The organism is Shewanella sp. GD04112 (genome assembly GCF_029835735.1).
Taxonomy (GTDB): domain Bacteria; phylum Pseudomonadota; class Gammaproteobacteria; order Enterobacterales; family Shewanellaceae; genus Shewanella.
In genome coordinates this window covers 4,563,333-4,583,814 of sequence record NZ_JAOEAL010000001.1, presented here as the reverse complement: position 1 = coordinate 4,583,814, position 20,482 = coordinate 4,563,333, and the positions used below count along the sequence as shown (strand labels likewise).

21 protein-coding genes are annotated in these 20,482 nt (G+C 47.5%); 13 read left to right on the top strand and 8 right to left on the bottom strand.

Annotated features, from left to right (window positions below; translation table 11 throughout):
• Nucleotides 1–12 precede the first annotated feature (12 nt).
• Nucleotides 13–2,532 (bottom strand): PBP1A family penicillin-binding protein, encoded by a 2,520-nt coding sequence (locus N7386_RS20135; protein WP_086904087.1) that lies wholly within the window; start codon nucleotides 2,530–2,532, stop codon nucleotides 13–15.
• A gap of 191 nt (nucleotides 2,533–2,723) precedes the next feature.
• Here N7386_RS20135 and N7386_RS20130 point away from each other — a divergent pair, with 191 nt between their 5' ends.
• The 9 genes from N7386_RS20130 to N7386_RS20090 all read left to right on the top strand — a co-directional run bounded on the left by N7386_RS20130 (nucleotide 2,724) and on the right by N7386_RS20090 (nucleotide 11,731).
• Nucleotides 2,724–3,803: a pilus assembly protein PilM gene (locus N7386_RS20130; RefSeq protein ID WP_086904088.1), complete on the top strand. Its 1,080-nt coding sequence runs from the start codon at nucleotides 2,724–2,726 to the stop codon at nucleotides 3,801–3,803.
• Nucleotides 3,791–4,375, top strand: coding sequence for a PilN domain-containing protein (locus tag N7386_RS20125; RefSeq protein WP_086904089.1), 585 nt, complete (start codon nucleotides 3,791–3,793; stop codon nucleotides 4,373–4,375). Before N7386_RS20130 ends, N7386_RS20125 begins: the two co-directional genes overlap by 13 nt.
• Nucleotides 4,372–4,998: a type 4a pilus biogenesis protein PilO gene (locus tag N7386_RS20120; protein WP_086904090.1), complete on the top strand. Its 627-nt coding sequence runs from the start codon at nucleotides 4,372–4,374 to the stop codon at nucleotides 4,996–4,998. The genes N7386_RS20125 and N7386_RS20120 overlap by 4 nt, the downstream gene beginning before the upstream one ends.
• A complete protein-coding gene (locus N7386_RS20115) occupies nucleotides 4,998–5,513 on the top strand; it encodes a pilus assembly protein PilP (RefSeq protein WP_011718625.1) in 516 nt (171 codons plus the stop codon). The genes N7386_RS20120 and N7386_RS20115 overlap by 1 nt, the downstream gene beginning before the upstream one ends.
• A gap of 21 nt (nucleotides 5,514–5,534) precedes the next feature.
• On the top strand, nucleotides 5,535–7,589 hold the full coding sequence (locus tag N7386_RS20110; RefSeq protein WP_086904091.1) for a type IV pilus secretin PilQ family protein: 2,055 nt from the start codon (nucleotides 5,535–5,537) through the stop codon (nucleotides 7,587–7,589).
• A 219-nt stretch (nucleotides 7,590–7,808) separates the two neighbouring features.
• Complete coding sequence (gene aroK / locus N7386_RS20105) at nucleotides 7,809–8,324, top strand: shikimate kinase AroK (RefSeq protein WP_011718623.1); 516 nt, start codon at nucleotides 7,809–7,811, stop codon at nucleotides 8,322–8,324.
• Nucleotides 8,325–8,329: 5 nt separating this feature from the next.
• Nucleotides 8,330–9,409: a 3-dehydroquinate synthase gene (aroB, locus tag N7386_RS20100; RefSeq protein ID WP_086904092.1), complete on the top strand. Its 1,080-nt coding sequence runs from the start codon at nucleotides 8,330–8,332 to the stop codon at nucleotides 9,407–9,409.
• Between the two features lie 18 nt (nucleotides 9,410–9,427).
• The gene (locus tag N7386_RS20095; protein ID WP_279770632.1) at nucleotides 9,428–10,843 is read left to right on the top strand and encodes an AAA family ATPase; all 1,416 of its coding nucleotides are present in this window, start codon (nucleotides 9,428–9,430) and stop codon (nucleotides 10,841–10,843) included.
• A 48-nt stretch (nucleotides 10,844–10,891) separates the two neighbouring features.
• Complete coding sequence (locus N7386_RS20090; RefSeq protein WP_279770631.1) at nucleotides 10,892–11,731, top strand: Dam family site-specific DNA-(adenine-N6)-methyltransferase; 840 nt, start codon at nucleotides 10,892–10,894, stop codon at nucleotides 11,729–11,731.
• A gap of 26 nt (nucleotides 11,732–11,757) precedes the next feature.
• Here N7386_RS20090 and N7386_RS20085 read toward each other — a convergent pair whose 3' ends face one another.
• Both N7386_RS20085 and N7386_RS20080 read right to left on the bottom strand, forming a co-directional pair.
• A complete protein-coding gene (locus N7386_RS20085; RefSeq protein ID WP_011624416.1) occupies nucleotides 11,758–11,943 on the bottom strand; it encodes a DUF2970 domain-containing protein in 186 nt (61 codons plus the stop codon).
• A complete protein-coding gene (locus tag N7386_RS20080; protein ID WP_011624415.1) occupies nucleotides 11,943–12,308 on the bottom strand; it encodes a hypothetical protein in 366 nt (121 codons plus the stop codon). Before N7386_RS20080 ends, N7386_RS20085 begins: the two co-directional genes overlap by 1 nt.
• Nucleotides 12,309–12,570: 262 nt before the next feature.
• Between N7386_RS20080 and rpe the strand changes: the two genes are divergently transcribed.
• Genes rpe through trpS form a run of 3 tightly spaced genes read left to right on the top strand, consistent with a single transcriptional unit; the run spans nucleotide 12,571 to nucleotide 14,966 of the window.
• On the top strand, nucleotides 12,571–13,248 hold the full coding sequence (gene rpe, locus N7386_RS20075; RefSeq protein ID WP_279770630.1) for a ribulose-phosphate 3-epimerase: 678 nt from the start codon (nucleotides 12,571–12,573) through the stop codon (nucleotides 13,246–13,248).
• Nucleotides 13,248–13,931 carry a phosphoglycolate phosphatase gene (locus N7386_RS20070; protein ID WP_279770628.1) on the top strand — a complete coding sequence of 228 codons (684 nt, stop codon included), beginning with the start codon at nucleotides 13,248–13,250 and terminating at the stop codon, nucleotides 13,929–13,931. Before rpe ends, N7386_RS20070 begins: the two co-directional genes overlap by 1 nt.
• A 36-nt stretch (nucleotides 13,932–13,967) precedes the next feature.
• Nucleotides 13,968–14,966: a tryptophan--tRNA ligase gene (trpS, locus tag N7386_RS20065; protein ID WP_011718615.1), complete on the top strand. Its 999-nt coding sequence runs from the start codon at nucleotides 13,968–13,970 to the stop codon at nucleotides 14,964–14,966.
• A 97-nt stretch (nucleotides 14,967–15,063) separates the two neighbouring features.
• On the opposite strand, the gene N7386_RS20060 is transcribed toward trpS, so the two are convergent.
• A complete protein-coding gene (locus tag N7386_RS20060; protein ID WP_279770626.1) occupies nucleotides 15,064–15,936 on the bottom strand; it encodes a LysR substrate-binding domain-containing protein in 873 nt (290 codons plus the stop codon).
• A gap of 120 nt (nucleotides 15,937–16,056) precedes the next feature.
• Between N7386_RS20060 and N7386_RS20055 the strand changes: the two genes are divergently transcribed.
• Nucleotides 16,057–16,977: a DMT family transporter gene (locus tag N7386_RS20055; RefSeq protein WP_279770624.1), complete on the top strand. Its 921-nt coding sequence runs from the start codon at nucleotides 16,057–16,059 to the stop codon at nucleotides 16,975–16,977.
• 18 nt (nucleotides 16,978–16,995) lie between these two features.
• Here the strand turns inward: N7386_RS20055 and dolP are convergent, their stop codons facing one another.
• From dolP to N7386_RS20035, 4 genes are all read right to left on the bottom strand, one after another.
• Nucleotides 16,996–17,562: a division/outer membrane stress-associated lipid-binding lipoprotein gene (gene dolP / locus N7386_RS20050; protein ID WP_011624409.1), complete on the bottom strand. Its 567-nt coding sequence runs from the start codon at nucleotides 17,560–17,562 to the stop codon at nucleotides 16,996–16,998.
• Nucleotides 17,559–18,152, bottom strand: coding sequence for a phosphoheptose isomerase (locus N7386_RS20045; RefSeq protein WP_011070670.1), 594 nt, complete (start codon nucleotides 18,150–18,152; stop codon nucleotides 17,559–17,561). Before N7386_RS20045 ends, dolP begins: the two co-directional genes overlap by 4 nt.
• Nucleotides 18,153–18,258: 106 nt before the next feature.
• Nucleotides 18,259–18,585 carry a YraN family protein gene (locus tag N7386_RS20040; protein WP_279770622.1) on the bottom strand — a complete coding sequence of 109 codons (327 nt, stop codon included), beginning with the start codon at nucleotides 18,583–18,585 and terminating at the stop codon, nucleotides 18,259–18,261.
• Nucleotides 18,582–20,468, bottom strand: a complete 1,887-nt coding sequence (locus N7386_RS20035; RefSeq protein ID WP_279770620.1) for a penicillin-binding protein activator — start codon at nucleotides 20,466–20,468, stop codon at nucleotides 18,582–18,584. The genes N7386_RS20040 and N7386_RS20035 overlap by 4 nt, the downstream gene beginning before the upstream one ends.
• Between the last annotated feature and the right edge of the window lie 14 nt (nucleotides 20,469–20,482).

The following is a 20,482-nucleotide window of genomic DNA, read 5'->3' as shown; positions in this document are numbered from 1 at the left end:
TGGTGATTTATTCTATTGGAATAAATCGTCTGTCGGCGCATCGATGAATAGGTTGTTTTCATCTTGGCTTTCACTGATATATTCCTTAGGTTCAGTGCCCGAGATAAAGTATTCAAATGCGCTAGTGTAGTCAGTCTTACGAGTCAACTTGCCGGTCGCCAGATCGATCCGCACCGAGACAATCCCTTCTGGCGGAATCGCTGTGGTTTCGGGTACGCCCTTCAGCACGTTATTCATAAACTCGTTCCAGCCTGGGCCTGCGGTCTTAGCGCCCGCCTCGGTACCCGTGATTTGATCCTTCTCACCGTTGGAGTTCCATGCGGTTCTGCCTAACTGACGACCATGGTCATCAAACCCAACCCAGAAGGTGCTGGTCAGTGTCGGACCAAAACCACTGAACCAAGTATCGCGTGATTCGTTGGTTGTACCCGTTTTACCTGCAATATCATGACGCTTGATTAGCTGCGCAGCACGCCAAGCTGTACCTTGCCAGCCTGTGCCTTTACTCCAATCGCCACCACCCCAGATCACGCTCTTCAGCGCTTCGGTGATCAGGAATGCCGTTTGTTCAGAGATAATTTGCGGAGCATAACGGCCTGTTTGCTCGAAGCAATGGGCGACAGGCTCATCGGTTGGAGTGGTTGGCTCACCAAAACTCATTGGATCGCTGCTAGGCTGCACAGAGCTGTTGTTAGGCTTACAGGCCAAAGTCGGATTTGCCTTCTCAATTACATTACCGAAGGAGTCTTCTACTCGTTCGATATAGTAAGGTTCAACCAAGAAGCCACCGTTTGCGAACACGTTGAAAGCGGTTGCCACTTGCAGTGGGGTGACCGAAGGAGAACCTAAGGCTAACGACTCGTTACGAGGTAAGTCGTTAGGATCAAAGCCAAACTTAGTCAATTCGGCGATGGCTGCATCTAAACCAATATGGCGCATGGCACGAACCGACATTACGTTGATCGATTGCGCTAAGCCCACACGCAGGCGGGTCGGACCGCCATAGATATCGGGCGAGTTTTTAGGACGCCACGCAGTACCTTGGCTAATATCGGGTTTGTTAATCGGTGCGTTGTTAATCAGAGTCGCGAGCGTAAAGCCTTTCTCTAATGCCGCAGCATAGATGAAAGGTTTAATATTCGAACCTAATTGACGTTTCGCTTGGGTTACGCGGTTGTATTGGCTTTGGCTGAAGCTGTAACCACCTACTAAGGTACGGATAGCACCATTTGTAGGATCGAGTGCAACAGTGGCACTGGCCACTTCTGGCACTTGCGATAATTGTAAGTATTGACCGTTATCGCGGATCCAAATGCGCTCACCGACTTTTAGCATATCCGAAGCCGATTTGGGCACCGAGCCTTGGCGTTTATCGGTGATAAATTTACGCGCCCATTTTAGGCCATCCCACTTAATGACTTTGGTTTCGCCCTTGGCGGTTAACACGCTGGCTTGCTGACCATCGATGTTTAATACCGCAGCAGGTTGCAACTCTTGTACAGGCGTAATTTTTGCGAGCTCGGCTTTGATTTGTGCATCATCCGGCTTTGCATCGGTCCAAAGAACCGCCGCGGGACCACGGTAACCGTGGCGCTCATCATAGGCATAGACGTTATTGCGTAATGCTTGCTGTGCTAGCAGTTGCTGCTCTGATGAAATTGTGGTGTAGACGTTATAGCCATTCGTGTAGGCCTCTTCTTCACCGTATTTTTGCACCATGTAATCTCGAGCCATTTCAGAGATATAAGGGGCGTAAAGATCAATTTCAGCGCCATGGTATTTGGCGACGAGCGGCTCTTGCACTGCTGATTGGTATTCAGCTTTGCTGATGTAACCCACTTCGTTCATTCGCATCAATACAACGTTGCGGCGTGCGAGTGCGCGTGAAGGGGAGGTAATAGGGTTTAGGGTCGACGGTGCTTTAGGGAGGCCCGCGATCATACTCATTTCGGAAAGCGTCAGATCTTGAACGTTTTTACCAAAATACACTTGAGCAGCTGCGCCGACACCATAGGCTCTCTGACCTAAATAAATACGGTTAACGTAGAGTTCTAAAATCTCATCTTTAGTTAACAATTGCTCGATGTGGTAGGAAATAAAAATTTCTTTCACTTTACGAATAATGGTCTTGTCGCGTGTCAGGAAGAAGTTACGCGCCACCTGCATGGTGATAGTACTCGCGCCTTGCTTCTTTTCGCCAGTGGTGAGCATGACGATTGCGGCACGCATCACCCCAACAGGATCGATACCGCCGTGCTCATAAAAGCGTGCATCCTCGGTGGCAAGGAAGGCTTGGAGGAGCGGTTTAGGCACTTCTTCGAGTTTCAGCGGAATGCGACGCTTCTCACCAAACTGAGAGATGAGCTTGCCATCGCTACTGTAAATGCGCAAAGGTGTTTGTAATTGCACATTTTTTAGTGTCGATACATCCGGCAGATCCGGCAAAACATAAAAGTATGCTGCAACAATGGCGCCCACGCCCAAAAGGGCTAGACTGAATAGAGCTATAACAATACGTTTTAACCACTTCACCTAAATTGATCCTAATGTTCAGTTAAGTGCGACAGTATATAAGGCGCGCACGTTTGGGTGAAGCAAAAACGTGACGTCCCTAAAATGGCGTTTGTAAAATCTTGAAACATTCTATACAAATACGTATAACGGGTTGATTTTGTGCTAATCTCTTTTACTACTGAATACAAATAATAAAGTGACAACGGACTATGCTTTCAAATTTATGGAAGCGTCAGGCTCCGCAAATGGTCGGGATTGATATTGGTTCCCATGAAGTAAAGGCTATTCTGCTGAGTAAGACTGCTGATGGATATAAAATACTAAGTCATGCAGCGGTTCCCGTAAAAAAGGGGGCTATTAACGATCATGATATTCGTGATGCCGATGCCGTTGTTGAATGTCTCAAACAGATTAAGCGTATTTTGCCTAAGTCGGTTAAATATGCAGCGGTTGCGGTCTCAGGTTCTGCGGTGATGACTAAGGTTATCTACATGGATGCCTCGCTGAGCGAGGAGGAAATGGAAGCGCAAATTGAGATTGAAGCCGATAACCTGATCCCATACTCCCTCGATGAAGTTAGCATTGATTTTGAAACCTTAAATGTCAACAGCACCGATCCTTCTAAGGTTGATGTGCTGCTTAGTGCGTGCCGCACTGACAATATTGATGCAAGAGTCGATGCGCTCGATGAAGTCGAGCTCGAAACCAAAGTTGTTGATGTGGAAGGTTATGCTCTGGGCAGAGCCGTTGAGTTGGTGCTAGGACAGTTACCCGAAGGCGCTCGGCAGAAGGCGGTGGCCATGGTCGATATTGGCGCCAACATGACGACCTTCAGTGTGGTGGAGTCGGGCGAAACGACCTTTATTCGTGAGCAAGCCTTTGGCGGTGAGTTATTTACTCAGTCGATTCTGTCTTTTTATGGCATGTCCTACGAACAAGCTGAGAAAGCCAAAATTGAAGGCGATTTACCACGTAATTATATGTTCGAAGTGCTATCTCCCTTCCAAACGCAATTACTGCAACAAATTAAACGAACCCTGCAAATTTATTGTACGTCGAGTGGTAAAGATAAAGTCGATTATCTCGTATTATGCGGTGGAACATCTAAACTGGAAGGCATGGCTAACTTATTAACGAATGAGTTAGGCGTCCACACGATTATTGCTGATCCTTTCCAAGGGTGTCTGCACGCGGATGAATCCGTTAAAAATATACTGCAACCTAGCATTAGCAAATATATGGTTGCTTGTGGCTTAGCGCTGAGGAGCTACGGTCAATGGCGAACATAAACCTGCTTCCTTGGCGTGAAGAAGCAAGAGAAAAGCAGAAGCGCGATTATATTGGAATATTAGCGGCGGTATTTTTAGGCTCAGCAGTTTTAGTCTATGTTGCCTTGTCTTTACTCGACATGATGACCGATGAACAGCGCGGACGGAATGCTTATTTACAGTCCGAAATTCAACAACTCGATGCGCAAATCGCCGAGATTAAAAAGATCACCGAGCGTAAAAAAGATATTGAGCGTCGTACCGAGATCATTTTGAACCTTCAGCAATCCCGTAATTTGCCGACACACGTATTAGATGAGCTGGTGCGTATCGTGCCGCCCGGAATATATCTATCTAGTCTAGAGAAAAAAGGCAGTTTATTACTGATTGAAGGCCGCAGTGAATCGAACAACAACGTGGCCAACATGATGCGTAAGGTGAAGGCATCCGAATGGTTAACCGATCCCAATATGCAATCTATCGTGTCTCAAGATGATGAGCTAAGACAATTACAACGCTTTAGCTTAAGAGTGAGTATTAAAGGTGCCATGGCTGATGAGCCTATTAAAACGGCAAAAGGAGCGAGTAAATGAAGCTCGATCTAAGTCAGTTTAATGATATCGATTTTGAGAACATCGGCGGTTGGCCAAATCAAGTTAAAGTATTTTTCGCTGTGCTATTGGCGCTTTGCGTTTTCGCTGCGGGTTATTTTCTCGTGGTTTCGGATGCTATCGATGTGTATAACGCGGAGCAAACAAAGGAAGAGCAGCTGAGAGAAGATTTTAAAACCAAATATCAGCTTGCCGCTAACCTTAAATTGTACCGTGAACAGTTAGCTGTGATGGAGGAGCAATTTGCCGAGCTACTCAAAATGCTGCCCTCTGAGAATGAAATGCCAGGGCTGCTCGATGACTTAACTTTTGTGGCCACTGACGCCGGATTACGGATTAATAGCTTGAATTGGGAACCTGAAATTCAACGGGATTTCTATATTGAGTTCCCGATAAAAATGTCTGTCACAGGTGATTATCACCAAATCGGCAATATGGTCAGCGGCGTGGCTAAACTGCCTCGTATTGTCAGCTTGCACGATTTTACGATAAAGCGTGACGAGAGCGGTAATCTGGCCATGGATATCTTGGCCAAAACCTATCGCTTTAAAGAGGGAGCAGAATTACCTCCCGAAAATGCAGCCAATAACAAGGGGAAGAAATAATGAAACTCTTACCTCTGTTAGCATTAAGTCTTTTTTTAATGGGTTGTGTTGGCGATCGTAGTGATTTAGAGCTATTTGTTACTACTACCAAGGCACAGCATGTGGCGCATATTCCACCCTTAAAAGAGCCACCTAAGTTTGAGCATTTTGCGTATCAAGCCGAATTAATGCGTAGCCCTTTTGTCCCACCTTCTCGAGAGTTAACGGAAGAAGTGGTTGATACCAGCAAAAACTGCTTACAGCCGGATTTAAAACGTCGTAAAGGCCGTTTAGAAACCTATGCTTTAGACAATCTAAAAATGCGCGGCACCTTAAGCGAAGGAAATTCGATTTGGGCGCTTATTGAGACCAATGATGGCAGTGTATATCGGATGGGCGTAGGTGAATATCTTGGATTGTTTAATGGACATATAGCGAAAGTGACTTCTCAAAATGTGGAAGTTGTAGAATTAATTCCGGATGGTTCTGGTTGTTGGTCTGAACGTACAAACAACATCGAACTTTCTGGAAAATAACAAGCGAAGGATGAGGGAATAATGAAATCTTCTGCCGCGATAAAAATCCCGTTATCGTTTTTATCTTCAGGCTTAGCCAAGTCTGTTATTGGGATCGCATTAGTATTTGGATTTTTGCCATCGAGTTTTGCGGCAAATAGGTTGATGGATGTCAAATACCATGCTCTTGTCGATCATCAATTAGAAGTCGAGTTAGTATTTGAGGGGGCGATTAGCGCACCCACAATTGACTCTAATGCTTCTCCTGCTCAGTTGGTATTAACCTTCGATGACAGTATTTCAGGCCTGTCTAAGGATCGTCTGCCGATTAACCAAGTCGGTGTGAAGGACATAGTGACGGCGCAGCAAGATACCCATTTAATGGTGACGTTGGGTTTATCTAAGGTTAAGCCATATCAAGGTAGTGTCGTTGGTAATTCTTATCGTTTAACGATTAACGATGAAGTTGCAGGCTCACAAGCTGCTAATAATCCGTTCGTTAATAGCGTTAAAAATATCGATTTTCGTCGCAATGCAAATGGCGGTGGTGATTTATTAGTCTATTTAAATAATCGCTCGGTTGCCGCGAACGTTGAACAAATTGGTGCCAAGCTTGAGGTTCAGCTTTACAACACAGATATTAACAGTGACTTGTTATATGTGATGGACGTGCAGGATTTCTCCACACCGGTAAAGCATTTTGAAACTTTTAAGGACGATTTAACGACTCGGATTTTAGTCGATGTCTCGGGTAACTATGAGTTCAATTACAAACAGGAAGACAATCTCTTTAGGCTCTCAATTAACAAAGTAGAGCGCGCTGCGGCGACCAAAGAGGTAAAGAAATATAACGGTAAAACCCTTTCGTTAAATTTCCAGAATATTTCAGTCCGTACTGTGCTGCAGATTATTGCCGACTACAACAACTTCAACTTAGTCACCAGTGACACGGTTGAGGGTGATATCACCTTAAGACTCGATGATGTGCCTTGGGATCAAGCATTGGATTTGATCCTGCAAACCAAAGGACTCGATAAGCGGATCGAAGGTAATATTTTGATGGTGGCGCCAAGTGAAGAACTGGCGATTCGCGAAAGCCAAAACCTCAAGAATAAGCAGGAAGTAAAAGAGCTTGCGCCACTCTACTCTGAGTATTTGCAAATCAATTATGCCAAGGCGACTGATATCGCCGAGTTACTCAAAGGGGCAGATTCTAGTTTATTGTCGCCACGTGGTTCAGTGGCCGTCGATGAGCGTACCAACACAGTGTTAGTGAAAGATACCGCTGAAATCATCGAGAATATCCATCGTTTGGTTGAAGTGCTCGATATTCCTATCCGCCAAGTGTTGATTGAATCTCGCATGGTCACTGTAAAAGACGACGTGTCTGAAGATTTAGGTATCCGTTGGGGCGTGACTGATCAGCAGGGTAGCAAAGGGACGTCAGGAACCCTTGAAGGCGCAGGCAGCATTGCCAATGGTACTGTGCCAACACTGGATAACCGTTTGAACGTGAATTTACCTGCGGCGGTGACAAACCCTACCAGCATTGCTTTCCATGTGGCAAAGCTTGCCGATGGCACCATCTTAGATTTAGAGCTGAGTGCGCTTGAGCAGGAAAACAAAGGTGAGATTATCGCGAGCCCTCGCATTACCACCTCTAACCAAAAAGCGGCGTATATCGAGCAGGGTGTGGAAATCCCTTATGTACAATCCACTTCCAGTGGCGCGACGTCGGTGACCTTTAAGAAGGCGGTATTGTCATTAAGAGTGACACCACAAATTACCCCTGATAACCGCGTGATTCTGGATCTTGAAATCACTCAAGACTCTCAGGGTAAAACGGTGGATACTCCCACAGGTCCGGCAGTCGCTATCGATACTCAACGTATTGGTACGCAAGTGTTAGTGGATAATGGGGAAACCATTGTACTCGGTGGTATTTATCAGCAGAATTTAATCAGCCGCGTGAGCAAGGTGCCTATCTTGGGTGACATTCCTTTAGTTGGCTTCTTATTCCGTAACACTACTGACAAGAATGAGCGCCAAGAGCTGTTGATTTTCGTGACGCCTAAAATTGTGAACGAGAAGCTCTAATCGTTTGTTACGAGTCGAATAAAGCCAGCATACATTGCTGGCTTTATTGTGTCTGAAATACAATTCTTATCATAAATAGCGTGCATCACTTGCCAGACTAGACATGAAACTGAGATAATCCTCGGTCAAGTCTCATTAGAGCAAGGTAACATACAGTAGGTCGGCTTGTTCATGAGTCGACATAGGCATACTTTTCATTAAGATTCAGACGTACAAGAAATGGCTGAAAAACGTAATATTTTTCTGGTAGGCCCAATGGGCGCAGGTAAAAGCACAATTGGTCGCCATCTGGCGCAAATGCTGCATTTAGAATTCCACGATTCAGATCAAGAGATTGAGCAACGCACAGGCGCCGATATTGCTTGGGTGTTTGACGTTGAAGGCGAAGAAGGTTTCCGCCGTCGCGAAGCTCAGGTTATTGCTGATCTGTCTGAAAAACAAGGTATTGTCCTTGCCACTGGCGGTGGTTCAGTTCAGAGCAAAGATATCCGTAATCATTTATCTGCTCGCGGTATCGTGGTGTATCTCGAAACCACTATCGACAAACAGGTTGCGCGCACTCAAAGAGACAAGCGTCGCCCATTACTGCAAGTAGATGATCCGCGAGAAGTATTAGAAAACCTCGCAGAAATCCGTAACCCTCTGTACGAAGAAATTGCTGATGTGATCGTTAAGACCGACGATCAAAGTGCAAAGGTTGTTGCGAATCAAATCATTGAGCAATTAGGTTTCTAGGCAGAATGACAAAACAAATTCAGGTTGATTTAGGTGAACGTAGTTATCCCATTTATATTGGCCAGAGTTTGATGAGTGATGGCGAGACATTGTCTCGCTACCTGCTGAAAAAACGTATCCTTATCGTCACCAATGAAACTGTCGCGCCCTTGTATCTTAAGCAGATCCAAGACACGATGGCTTCGTTTGGTGAGGTAACCAGCGTCATCCTTCCTGATGGCGAACTATTCAAAGATTTAACCTATTTAGATTCCATTTTTACGGCTTTGCTGCAACGCAATTATGGCCGTGATTCAGTGCTGGTGGCTCTCGGTGGTGGAGTTATTGGTGACATGACGGGTTTTGCCGCAGCCTGTTACCAACGTGGGGTCGATTTTATTCAAATTCCTACCACGCTGTTATCACAAGTAGATTCCTCTGTTGGTGGGAAAACCGCAGTTAATCATCCGCTTGGCAAAAATATGATCGGGGCTTTTTATCAGCCACAGATCGTCATTATCGATACTGAATGCTTACAGACCTTGCCCGCGCGTGAATTCGCTGCGGGGATGGCAGAAGTCATTAAGTATGGCATCATGTGGGATGCTGAGTTTTTTCAATGGCTTGAGAACAATGTCCAGGCATTGAAAAGTCTAGATACTCAAGCTTTGGTCTATGCGATTTCTCGCTGCTGTGAGATTAAAGCCGATGTCGTGAGCCAGGATGAGACCGAGCAGGGCGTCCGCGCGCTATTAAACCTTGGGCATACCTTTGGGCATGCGATTGAAGCCGAGATGGGCTATGGTAACTGGCTGCATGGTGAGGCGGTTGCGGCTGGCACAGTCCTTGCTGCACAAACAGCTAAGTCCATGGGATTGATTGATGAGTCAATTGTTCGTCGTATTGTGCAATTGTTCCACGCTTTCGAGCTGCCTGTAACAGCGCCGGAATCGATGGATTTCGACAGTTTTATTAAACATATGCGTCGCGATAAGAAAGTCTTAGGTGGTCAGATCCGGCTGGTACTCCCGACGGCCATTGGTCGAGCTGATGTCTTTAGCCAAGTTCCGGAATCTACCCTAGAACAGGTTATCTGCTGCGCATAAACCTTGTGTGGTGGATGAGTGACGTTTCAGGGGCAAGTCTTGCTTCCTTCACAGGAAGCCCTCGTAGAAAGATTGCATCATGTGGCCAGTTATAGCGACCAGCTACTGGTGCTTGTGGGTGCGCACGGTTCGGGGAAGACGACACTACTCACGGCGCTAGCCACAGATTTTGATGAGTCGAATGCCGCGTTAGTCATTTGTCCTATGCATGCCGACAATGCTGAAATTCGTCGCAAGATTTTAGTGCAATTGGTGTCATCCCCGATTTTTGATGACGAAATCTCCCTCGCTGAAACCATACTGCGTGTCGCGTCGAAACAAAGTAAGCCGCTGCACATCATTATCGATGATGCTCATTTACTCTCTAAAGAATTGTGGGCCGAGTGCATCATACTCAATCAAGTGCAATGCGCGGGTCAGCGCATCGCCGTGACGTTAGCGGTACCGCCTACATTTTTAGCCGACTTACTCCCTCAGCTGCCAGAGTCGTTAAGACGACAAATTCTGCCAGTCAGCATTGATCCCTTAAGCCTGCCGGAGCGCGAGGCGCTGTATCAAACCTTGCTGCGATATAGTGACCAAAATCCGTTTACGCCAAGGGATATAGTGCGTGCTCAGCTCGAGAAGCAAACGGGCACTCCTCAGGAGGTGGTGTCCTTGCTGGAGCTGGCTCTACATGGTCAGGGTGAGAAAAAATCAGTATGGACACAATACAAAGTCGCGCTAATTGGGCTCGCCAGTGTGCTGATTTCCATAGTAATTTGGCTTGGTCTGGCTAAACCCTTTTCCAGTGAGCCAATTCCTGAGATCGTGACTTATCCTGCTGTGGATTCCGCAGAGTTTCTTGCCCATGGCAAACAGATACTAGCGCCGTATTTTAGGCAGCGATCCGAGTCGTTAGCGCAGGCATTATTAGCGGAAGCGGTGGAACAAGCGGACCCATTGGCTAAGTTCCATGGGGAAGAGCCTCAAGTGGAAGGAGAGACTGGCATAGCGCCACCAGTCGATGAAGCGACAAGTAAGGGCGACAGAACCGTCACCGAGGTTGATGAGGCAGAGCCTGCGCCAGCTCCTACAGAGCACGCGAAAGGTGACTCAGCTGCTCAGGTGGTGCATGCAACTCCTGAGCCTGCATCACTCGTATCGGTGCGGCCGAAAACCGGCTATGCGATCCAAATTGCGACCGTCTCCCAGCGTGAAACTGTACAGTCACTCCTTAAGAAACTGCATAATGTGCCAGAGGTGCGAGTCGCCAAGTACAAACAGTTTTGGGTGGTGTTAGTAGGGCAGTTTAACAACAGTCAATCGGCACAGCAGGCGGCCGCAGAATTGGTCAAAGAGTATCATCTTAGCCAACCCCTGATAAAAAAATGGGCAGAACTCGGCGGTTATCAACTACAAGAAACGCGCTCAAGCGGTGAAATTTCAGAATAAACAGAGTACAATCATGGCCTTTATTTTTGTCGGCATTCATCAAGTTAAATGATCAAAAAACATAGAGCCTTCCTGAAATGGGCCGGCGGAAAATTTAAATTGGTGGATGAGCTCGCGAACTACTTACCGACAGGTGAGCGTTTAGTTGAGCCCTTTGTCGGCGCAGGTTCAGTCTTTTTAAATACTGACTATCCCAGCTATTTACTCTGCGACATCAATCAAGATCTGATTAATCTCTACAACATAGTGAAAGAAAGGCCTGTCGAATACATTGAGGCGGCCAGGAAGCTATTCGTCGATGAGATGAATCAAAAGGATGCCTACTACCGCGTGCGTACAGACTTTAATAAATCCCGCGATCCTTTTTTGCGCTCGGTTTATTTTTTGTACTTGAATCGCCATGGTTTTAATGGCCTTTGCCGTTATAACCGCAAAGGGGGCTTTAATGTGCCCTTTGGCTCCTACAAGAAACCGTATTTCCCTGAGAAGGAAATTCTAGCCTTTTCAAAGAAAGCTCAGCGTGCCGAGTTTAAGTGCATCGGCTATGAAAAAGCCTTCGAGCAAATCCGTACTGGCGATGTGATCTATTGCGATCCACCCTATGCGCCACTCTCGACCACTGCGAGTTTTACCACCTATGTCGGTGCGGGTTTTAGCCTAGATGATCAGGCGCTGCTGGCGCGTTATTCGCGCCATATGGCGTTAGAGCAACGCATTCCTGTCGTGATCAGTAACCATGATATTCCGCTGACACGTGAGTTGTATCGCGGAGCCCACCTTGCCAAGATCCAAGTGCAGCGCAACATTAGCCAAAATGGCAGTGGTCGTAACAAAGTCGACGAGCTGATTGCGTTGTACGATGAGAATTATGATCCGCAGGATGATTGATACTGGGTTGTGTAGTATCGAGTGGCTTAACCAACAACTTGGCTAACAAGTAGAATCAGGCTGGCGACTAAGGCAATTGCTAACACTATCCCCATCAATATGTACGGTAATGGTGAGTTGGTCTGGAAGTCTTTTTGACGATTTCTATCTGACTGCACCCCAAAGAAGGCGGCTATTGTACTGTGAAAGACTTGCCAGATCCGGCTGAGCATCAATAGGACTGTTGTGAATTAGCGGGCTTTAGGTCATCGATAGGTTTGTCTTGATGACCATGGAGTAATTCAAGCAAGTCGACAAAATGGAACTGGCTAGAGCGATTTTTGCCAGTGAGCCAAGTCTTCCAGCTTAAGGTTTGCGCCTGTTCGGCACAGCGGTTATTTGGATGGCTGCTAGGTAAGCTGTTGTTGTAACGAGTATCGCTGCTGCAAGCACAGGCGGAGGTATCGTTACTTGCGGTGAGTTTTTCCACGCCAAAGGCTAAGGAGGCGACTACCACTGCGGTAAATGCCAACATCATCGATGACTTAAAGGTCACCGAGCCTAAAATGTGTGAAAACTGTGTTAACCGCCCCTTCATGATACTTCCTTTGCAACCACTAAATGATCCACGACAGCGACCCGAGTATAACAAACTCGCTTAGTTTATGAACAATAATTTATCAATCTTCACTAAAAACTTTCTAACGCTTCAGCATCTCCTTGAGTTTACCGTACGTTATGAGTACTCCAATTGTGTTTCTATTGGGTTTAAATCGCGATAAATGTGGCATTTGCTATAGAGGCATTACCTAGCTAAGGGTAAAATAAGGCACTTTTTGTTCAATAGCAGCGAGTGTCCTATGCGCCCATTTTTAATTGCTCCATCGATTTTATCCGCCGACTTCGCCCGTTTAGGGGATGACGTTAAAGCCGTGTTAGATGCAGGGGCTGACGTAGTACATTTTGATGTGATGGATAACCACTATGTGCCCAATTTAACCATTGGCCCTATGGTGTGCAAAGCGTTACGTGACTATGGCATCACGGCCGATATCGATGTGCATTTAATGGTTAAGCCTGTTGATCGTATCGTGCCTGATTTTGCCAAGGCGGGTGCGTCTATTATTACTTTCCATCCCGAGGCCTCTGAGCATATCGACCGCACTCTGCAACTGATTAAAGAGTCGGGCTGTAAAGCGGGTTTAGTGTTTAACCCAGCAACACCACTGCACTATCTTGACCATGTAATGGATAAGCTAGACGTGATTTTGCTGATGTCGGTCAACCCAGGTTTTGGTGGGCAATCCTTTATTCCTTCGACCTTAGATAAATTACGCCAAGTGCGTGAGCGTATCGAGGCCAGCGGTTTCGATATTCGCTTAGAGGTCGATGGTGGCGTTAAAGTGGATAACATTGCCGAAATCGCCGCCGCAGGCGCCGATATGTTTGTCGCAGGTTCTGCCATTTTCGGTAAGCCAGACTATAAAGCCGTCGTCGACGAGATGCGCGCCGAGTTGGCGAAAGTTGAGGTCAAATAATGCAGGAACAGATTAAAGCGATTGCCTTTGATCTCGACGGCACACTGATTGACAGTGTGCCCGATCTTGCGGTCGCGACCCAGGCGGCACTCGCCGAATTAGGTTTAGCTACGTGTACCGAGGCACAGGTGAGAACTTGGGTGGGCAATGGCGCTGAAATGCTGATGCGCCGCGCCATGAGCCACGCTTTAGGTACAGACGTTGAGCAAACGGCATTGGATGCGGCTATGCCTATCTTTATGCATCACTATCAAGAAAATCTTGAGAAGCACAGTGCACTCTATGCCGATGTGCATCAAGTGCTGCAAATCCTGTTTGATGCGGGATTTAAGCTGGCGGTGGTGACCAATAAGCCTTATCGCTTTACCTTGCCTTTGCTTGAAGCCTTTAAGATTAATGATTTCTTTAGCTTGGTACTTGGCGGTGATTCGCTGGCGAAGATGAAGCCCGATCCATTACCGCTCGAGCATCTATTAGCCGAATGGCAACTCGATAAAACTGAGTTGTTGATGGTGGGCGATTCTAAAAATGACATTTTAGCGGCGAAAGCGGCAGGTGTTGCATCAATCGGCTTGACCTATGGCTACAACTACGGTGAAGATATTGGGCTCACTGGCCCTGACGCTGTATGTGAGCAGTTTGTCGAGATCCTGCGCTGGCTAAATCTCGCTCAGCCAGTTTAATCGAATCTTTTTATCTTTATTTGGAGCAATGACGTAATGACCAAACCCATAGTACTCAGCGGTGCACAGCCGTCCGGCGAATTAACCATAGGTAACTACATGGGTGCATTGCGTCAATGGGTTGCCATGCAAGATAGCCACGACTGCCTATATTGCGTGGTGGACTTGCATGCCATTACCGTGCGCCAAGACCCTCAAGCATTGCGTGAAGCCTGCTTAGATACACTTGCACTGTATTTAGCTTGTGGTGTCGATCCAAAGAAAAGCACAGTCTTTATCCAATCCCAAGTGCCACAGCATACCCAACTGGGTTGGGCGTTAAATTGCTATACCCAAATGGGTGAATTGAGCCGTATGACGCAGTTTAAGGATAAGTCACAAAAGCACGCCAACAATATTAACGTCGGTCTGTTTGGTTATCCTGTACTGATGGCGGCGGATATTCTGCTGTATCAAGCAAATGAAATCCCCGTTGGCCAAGATCAGAAACAACATCTTGAATTAACACGTGATATCGCGACTCGCTTTAACAACGCTTACGGCGAGACGTTTACCATTCCTGAGCCTTTTATCCCTGAGCATGGCGCTAAGGTGATGTCGCTACAGGATCCGCTGAAGAAGATGTCTAAGTCGGACGACAACCGTAACAACGTGATTGGCCTGCTTGAAGATCCAAAAGCGGTCATGAAAAAGTTGAAAAAAGCCATGACCGACAGTGATGAGCCGCCAGTCGTGCGTTTCGATATGGAAAACAAGCCAGGCGTGTCTAACCTGCTGAGCTTAATGTCGGGTATCACAGGTCAAAGCATTGCCAGCCTCGAAGCTGAGTTTGAAGGCAAGATGTATGGTCATTTAAAAGGTGCCGCGGGTGAAGCTGTAGTGGGTATGTTAGAGCCGCTGCAGGAGCGTTACCGTGCGCTGCGTGCCGACCGTGCTTACCTCGACCAAGTGATGAGAGCGGGCGCCGAAAATGCCCAGGCTCGCGCCGAAGTGACGCTTAAAAAGGTGTACGAGAAGATTGGTTTGTTAGTGTAATTTGCCCTAAAAAGTCCATTACACAACACGTTATTAAGCCGACCTATTCTTAGGTTGGCTTTTTTTATGTCTGTTACTCATTGGGTTGGTTAAGCGTTTAGGCCTGCGATTTTAGCCAAGAGGAAAAGGCGGCAATCGCGGGTTCAGCCAGACGGCGCTGCTTACAGATAAAACTAAACTCAAAGCCCGTATGAACATCGGGCAGATTAACCGCAACCAGTCTGCCAGTGCTGATATCACCTGCCACCATAAAATCGGGGGCGAGGGCGAGGCCTTGGCCCGCAATTGCCGCCTCAATCGCCATTACGATATGACTAAAAATATGTTGCTGCTCGTTATTCAGCGGGATCTGGTGAGCCGATGACCATTTGTGCCAATCGAGTCCCAGCGGCCCCTCATCCACAATCAGCAGTGCCTGTTGCTGAAAATTGCTTAAGTTAATATCACGCCACTTGGGGTAAAAACTCGGGCTACATACTGGGATGAGCCGCTCCTTATGCAGTAACTGTTGCCAATAGCCGCGCTGATTGAGTTTGCCCGCGATAAAGATATCGGCCGTGCTGGTGCTGAGATCGGGGTCTTGAGTGATCATCTCGAGGCGAATTTTAACGCTGGGATATTGGCGCCTAAAATTTGCTAATCTTGGAATCAACCATTTCACCGCAAAAGAGCTATACACCGCCAAACAGAGTTGTTGGTTTGGGGTGTCGCGGATCTTGAGATTAAGGTCGCTTAACTCATTAAAAATCCTTTCTAACTCAATAAATAAGCTCTGGCCTTTAGGTGTGAGTTGCAATTTTCGTCCCTGACGGTCGAAAAGCTGCTCACCAAAATATTCCTCTAATACACGCACTTGGTGTGAAACCGCGCTTTGGGTAATGCAAAGTTCGGCGGCAGCCTTGGAAAAATGCTGTTGCCTTGCGGCGGTTTCAAAGACTTGTAGTGCGCGTAATGGCGGAAGCTTTCTCATGATTTTCAACGCCTAAAAGATTTAGTATGAATTTAATTCATCTAGCATGAGAAAGCATCATTTCAGCTTAAGTTTTGCGGGGATTATCATGCCAGCATTGAGATTTGCGGATGGTAAAAAATGCAGCGCCCTGTTGTTATCGGTTTGATTTTATTGATAGTGGGTAATCTATTTAGTGCTTTTTACGATGTATCGATCAAATGGCTGCCAGAAGATGCAAATGCGGCCACTTTTCTACTCGTGAGACAAATCACTTCAGTATTGATGTTAATCCCCATTTGGTTGTACTCGCAGCGACCCAAGACGGAACATATTTCGGTCCACCTTTGGCGTGCCAACATAGGCTCGGTTGGCGCGCTTTTTTTAATTATTGGCCTAATGGCTTTGCCGCTCGCGACGGTCAGCTCCCTGTTTTACTCGGCGCCGCTGATGATTATTCTGATGGGCTATTGGTTTTTAAAGGAGCGGATCACCACTGGACAAGTGGTATGCACATTACTCGGGTTTGTTGGGATCTTAATTATTCTCAGACCGAGTGAGATGAACTGGTTTGGATTAGCAGTGTTATTCTCGGCGTTTACCTTTGCCGTCAACCAGTTGACCCTGAAAAAAGTCCCAAATACTGAACATCCAGTATTAACTTTGATGCTGTATAACCTGCTGGGTATTCCTGCGACCTTAACCATCGCTGCTTTTCAAGGGCTTGAGGGGCTGAGCTGGGGATTGTTAGCCGTAGCACTACTCAGTAATGCTTTTTTGCTGATTTATCACTGGTTCTGCGTGCTGGCCTATCGTCGCGCACAGGCGAGCGATATTGCGATTGCCGAATATACCGGCCTGTTATTTATCGTCTTTTTGGGCTGGCTGTTATTCGATGAATGGTTAGATAGCCTAAGTTGGCTGGGCGCGGCGCTGATTGTCTTACCATCACTGTTTTTACCTTGGATTGGCATGTGGATGGCCAAGTCACCCAAGGTGATGGATAACATCCAAGTAGAAGCGTTAGGACTAGAAGCGGTAGAAGGCGAGCCTAAACCCTAAGGGCTTAGGCTCAATCGGTTATTCGATGTATTCGAATACTTTAACGACTTTACGCACGCCCGCGGTGTTGCGCGCGATATCGACCGCCATATCGGCCTGAGAGCGGTGAATGAGTCCGAGTAGGAAGACTTCACCGTTTTCTGTGATGACCTTAATACGGGTGACATCCAACTCTTTCTCGTTGAGCATGCGTCCCTTCACTTTCGTCGTCACCCAAGTGTCATTGCTACGGGTGGTGAAAGAGGTCGGGTTACCGATGCGGATCTGATTGTGGATTTTACCGCCAAGCTTAAGATCTTGTACGACCTTAATCGCCTTATCCCTCAACATTGAGTTAGGGGCCTGGCCAATCATCAGCACATTACCGTTAACCGAAACACCCGTGATATTCGTTTGTTTCTTCAGATCTTCATGCTCCAGCAGGGCACTGGTGATCTTAAAATCGGTATTGGTATCGTCGAGCTGAGTCTTCACCGAACGCTCATCGTTGGCCATCATGGCGCCACTAACTGCGCCCACCATAACGGCACCGGCGCAACCTTGCAGCAGCATGCAAACCATTAACAGTGGGGCAGCATATCTCATTGCTGTTCGTCCTGCGGGAAGAGTGTGCGGTCGATATTGTCACAGAGGCAGTGGATAACCAGTAAGTGTACTTCTTGAATACGTGCAGTCACGTTAGAAGGTACACGGATTTCCACGTCGCCTACGCTCAGTAATCCCGCCATTGCACCACCGTCTTTACCGGTTAAGGCAACGATAGTCATATCGCGGCTCAGGGCGGCTTCCATAGCTTTAATCACGTTGCCTGAATTACCGCTGGTGGAAATCGCCAACAGAATGTCACCAGGTTGACCTAAGGCTAAGATTTGTTTTGAGAAAATCTCATCATAGCTGTAGTCGTTGGCAATCGCTGTGATGGTTGAAGTGTCAGTTGACAGCGCAATCGCGGGCAATGGTGGACGTTCAATTTCGTAGCGGTTTAATAGCTCGGCCGAGAAGTGCTGAGCATCACCGGCACTGCCACCGTTACCGCAGGCAAGAATTTTATTGCCGCCCAAAAGACATTGCACCATCATCTCGGCCGCTTTGGCAATGGATTCTGGCAGTGCTTCGGCTGCATCGATTTTGGTCTGGATAGATTCAGTAAAGCTGTCTTTAATGCGTTCTAACATGGATACATCCTTTCAGGATAAAGTGTGGCTATGATGCCATATTTCCACGGTGGAGTTGAGGCATAAGCGTTAAAAATTATTCGATTAGCTGAGTCGAAGGCCTCGTTTAAAAAGCATCGACTAGCCAGTGGATTTGCGCGTCCTCGATGGCAACAACGTCGAATCGGCACGGCACATCCAGTTTATGCGTCTGTAAATAGTGGCTGGCCGCCATGCGGATCCTGCCGATTTGTGCTTTGCTAAGTGCTTGTATTGCGCCGCCAAATTGATTTGCTGAGCGATATTTTACTTCAACAAATACCCAGTGGTGTTTATAGCGCATGACGAGGTCTATTTCACCAAAGGGATAGCGGACATTGCGCTCGACAAAGGTTAACCCTTGCTGTTCGAGGTAACCTTGAGCGAGCGACTCTGCCTGCTGTCCGAGTGTCATAGTTGACGGAAACTGCCTCTCTGATAGCGTCCCCAGCTTAATTGGCGGTTAATTACGCCGTCAGGATTGACGGATAATACGCCGCTACGTCCATTGAACTGGTAACCCGTGAATGAGCGCATCTGCGCCAGTTTGCTGATCAAATCCATGGCATCATAGCCCATCACGAACAGGCGTTTCTGGCCGTTATTCCAGCCCGACCACAGAGTGTTAACCATCAGGTTTTCTTCACTGTTTTGCATCAGCCAAGGTGCATCGCTCATGGTCAGGTTATTTAAATCCTGCGCCGTTTGGCTCGATTCGTTGTCGATGCGGCTGCGGCTTGAGGTGTACAGCGGCACTGGCTGAGTAAAGACGCTGAAGTTCACATCGATAAAGGCCTTGAGCAAGGTTAAATCCTGTGGCGTCGAGATCATATAGATCGCATCGATATCTTGGCGCGAACGAAAATCGGCCTGTATCGAATTACCGAGCAGCTCTTTTATCCGCGCGATACGCGCTTGGCTATCACGGACACCGAGTGCATCCTGCACTGTGGTTTTCATCTTATCGCCACCATCGTAGTAATAGACTTCGATAGGGGTATCGCTTTTCTTTTTCCAAGCTTGGATAAAGCTTTCTGCCATGCGCTTGCCTGTGGCATCGTTGCTGGCGAGCAGTAATGGCATAGTCACGCCATCTTGATACATACGCGTTGCGGCATCGGCAGCTTCTTGGGCTGGTGACAGCGCAAAGTAGAACTTATTGATATCGGGCACAAACTTATCGGTTTGATTTAAAAACAGCTGCGGGATTGGTGCTGTCGGTGCTGCGGGCGCTGCAGGTGCAGAGCCCGATGGCGTGCTGGTCGCAGGGCTGGTGTTGCTGTTCAGTGCCAGCAATTGATCGATTTCATTTGGCAGCAAGGGGCCAATAATAAACTCGGCGCCCGCGTTCACCGCTTGCTGATAGGCCGCTACGGCATCATTGGCGGTATCGTAAAAATTAACTGCAACCTGCTCATTGGGTTTGGCTAAATAGCTGGCCAAAATCCCTTGGCGAATCGCGTTGGCGGCACCCGCGCGCTGGCCTGTAAGCGGAAGCAGAACGGCGATATTCTTCGGCATAAAAGGCTTGGCATTGAGTGCCCGATCCAAATCGGTCGGTAATTTCGCCGCCGCTGGATGATAAGGATTCTGCTTTTGCCAGTCGCCTAAGTAACGAACCAGTTGATTAGGGTCAACCGCATAATGTTTGGCGATATAGGCGAGCTGCAACCAACCGGCAAATACTGGGTTGTTGGCATCGCGGATAAAGGTTTGCAGGGTTTGCTCATGCATTGGCTGCAACACTTGCCAGATTTGGTTATTGACTTCACTCGCCTCGGCGGGCGGTAAATAGGTGGTCAATAAACTCAGCTCGCGCACTTGTTCGATAGGTTGCTTATTCAGTTGGAATAAATGCGCTCTAAATTGATGATACGCGGCCATTTGCCAGCCGGGTAACACCCAAGTGCTTGGATAGCTCAGAGTCTTGAGCGCCTCGACATAGGTCGATGTATGCTCTAATACCCGCGCCGTCAGGTATTTATGTTCGGCCACCAGAGTAGGAGTCTGAGTCAGGCTTGGCTGCATCGACTTCAGCAGTTTCTGCGCCGCCGCATAGTCATTGGCATTGATATAGGCATGCGCCGCCAGCAGTAGGTTAGTATCGCGCTGCTGCGGATCTTTGCTATTCGCGGCCTGTGCTAAATACACATTGGGCGCCAATGGTGCAGAGGCTAAAGAGGTGGCCACTGTGGGGGCAGTACCGGTTGAGCTGGGCGCTTGGCTGCCGCAACCCGCCAACACTGCGGATAAAATGGCCACGGAAACGAACTTAGTTGTATTCAGGCTTTTTAACACTGGGCTTCACTCTG

Excerpts from the sequence above, each read along its gene's own strand:
- N7386_RS20070 (WP_279770628.1), top strand. The coding sequence starts at position 13,248 with ATGCAGGAACAGATTAAAGCGATTGCCTTTGATCTCGACGGCACACTG.
- N7386_RS20115 (WP_011718625.1), top strand. The coding sequence starts at position 4,998 with ATGAAACTCTTACCTCTGTTAGCATTAAGTCTTTTTTTAATGGGTTGT.
- N7386_RS20120 (WP_086904090.1), top strand. The coding sequence starts at position 4,372 with ATGAAGCTCGATCTAAGTCAGTTTAATGATATCGATTTTGAGAACATC.
- rpe (WP_279770630.1), top strand. The coding sequence starts at position 12,571 with ATGCGCCCATTTTTAATTGCTCCATCGATTTTATCCGCCGACTTCGCC.
- N7386_RS20090 (WP_279770631.1), top strand. The coding sequence starts at position 10,892 with ATGATCAAAAAACATAGAGCCTTCCTGAAATGGGCCGGCGGAAAATTT.
- N7386_RS20045 (WP_011070670.1), bottom strand. The coding sequence starts at position 18,152 with ATGTTAGAACGCATTAAAGACAGCTTTACTGAATCTATCCAGACCAAA.
- aroK (WP_011718623.1), top strand. The coding sequence starts at position 7,809 with ATGGCTGAAAAACGTAATATTTTTCTGGTAGGCCCAATGGGCGCAGGT.
- N7386_RS20125 (WP_086904089.1), top strand. The coding sequence starts at position 3,791 with ATGGCGAACATAAACCTGCTTCCTTGGCGTGAAGAAGCAAGAGAAAAG.
- N7386_RS20110 (WP_086904091.1), top strand. The coding sequence starts at position 5,535 with ATGAAATCTTCTGCCGCGATAAAAATCCCGTTATCGTTTTTATCTTCA.
- aroB (WP_086904092.1), top strand. The coding sequence starts at position 8,330 with ATGACAAAACAAATTCAGGTTGATTTAGGTGAACGTAGTTATCCCATT.
- N7386_RS20055 (WP_279770624.1), top strand. The coding sequence starts at position 16,057 with ATGCAGCGCCCTGTTGTTATCGGTTTGATTTTATTGATAGTGGGTAAT.
- N7386_RS20080 (WP_011624415.1), bottom strand. The coding sequence starts at position 12,308 with ATGAAGGGGCGGTTAACACAGTTTTCACACATTTTAGGCTCGGTGACC.
- N7386_RS20085 (WP_011624416.1), bottom strand. The coding sequence starts at position 11,943 with ATGCTCAGCCGGATCTGGCAAGTCTTTCACAGTACAATAGCCGCCTTC.
- trpS (WP_011718615.1), top strand. The coding sequence starts at position 13,968 with ATGACCAAACCCATAGTACTCAGCGGTGCACAGCCGTCCGGCGAATTA.
- N7386_RS20130 (WP_086904088.1), top strand. The coding sequence starts at position 2,724 with ATGCTTTCAAATTTATGGAAGCGTCAGGCTCCGCAAATGGTCGGGATT.
- N7386_RS20060 (WP_279770626.1), bottom strand. The coding sequence starts at position 15,936 with ATGAGAAAGCTTCCGCCATTACGCGCACTACAAGTCTTTGAAACCGCC.
- N7386_RS20040 (WP_279770622.1), bottom strand. The coding sequence starts at position 18,585 with ATGACACTCGGACAGCAGGCAGAGTCGCTCGCTCAAGGTTACCTCGAA.
- dolP (WP_011624409.1), bottom strand. The coding sequence starts at position 17,562 with ATGAGATATGCTGCCCCACTGTTAATGGTTTGCATGCTGCTGCAAGGT.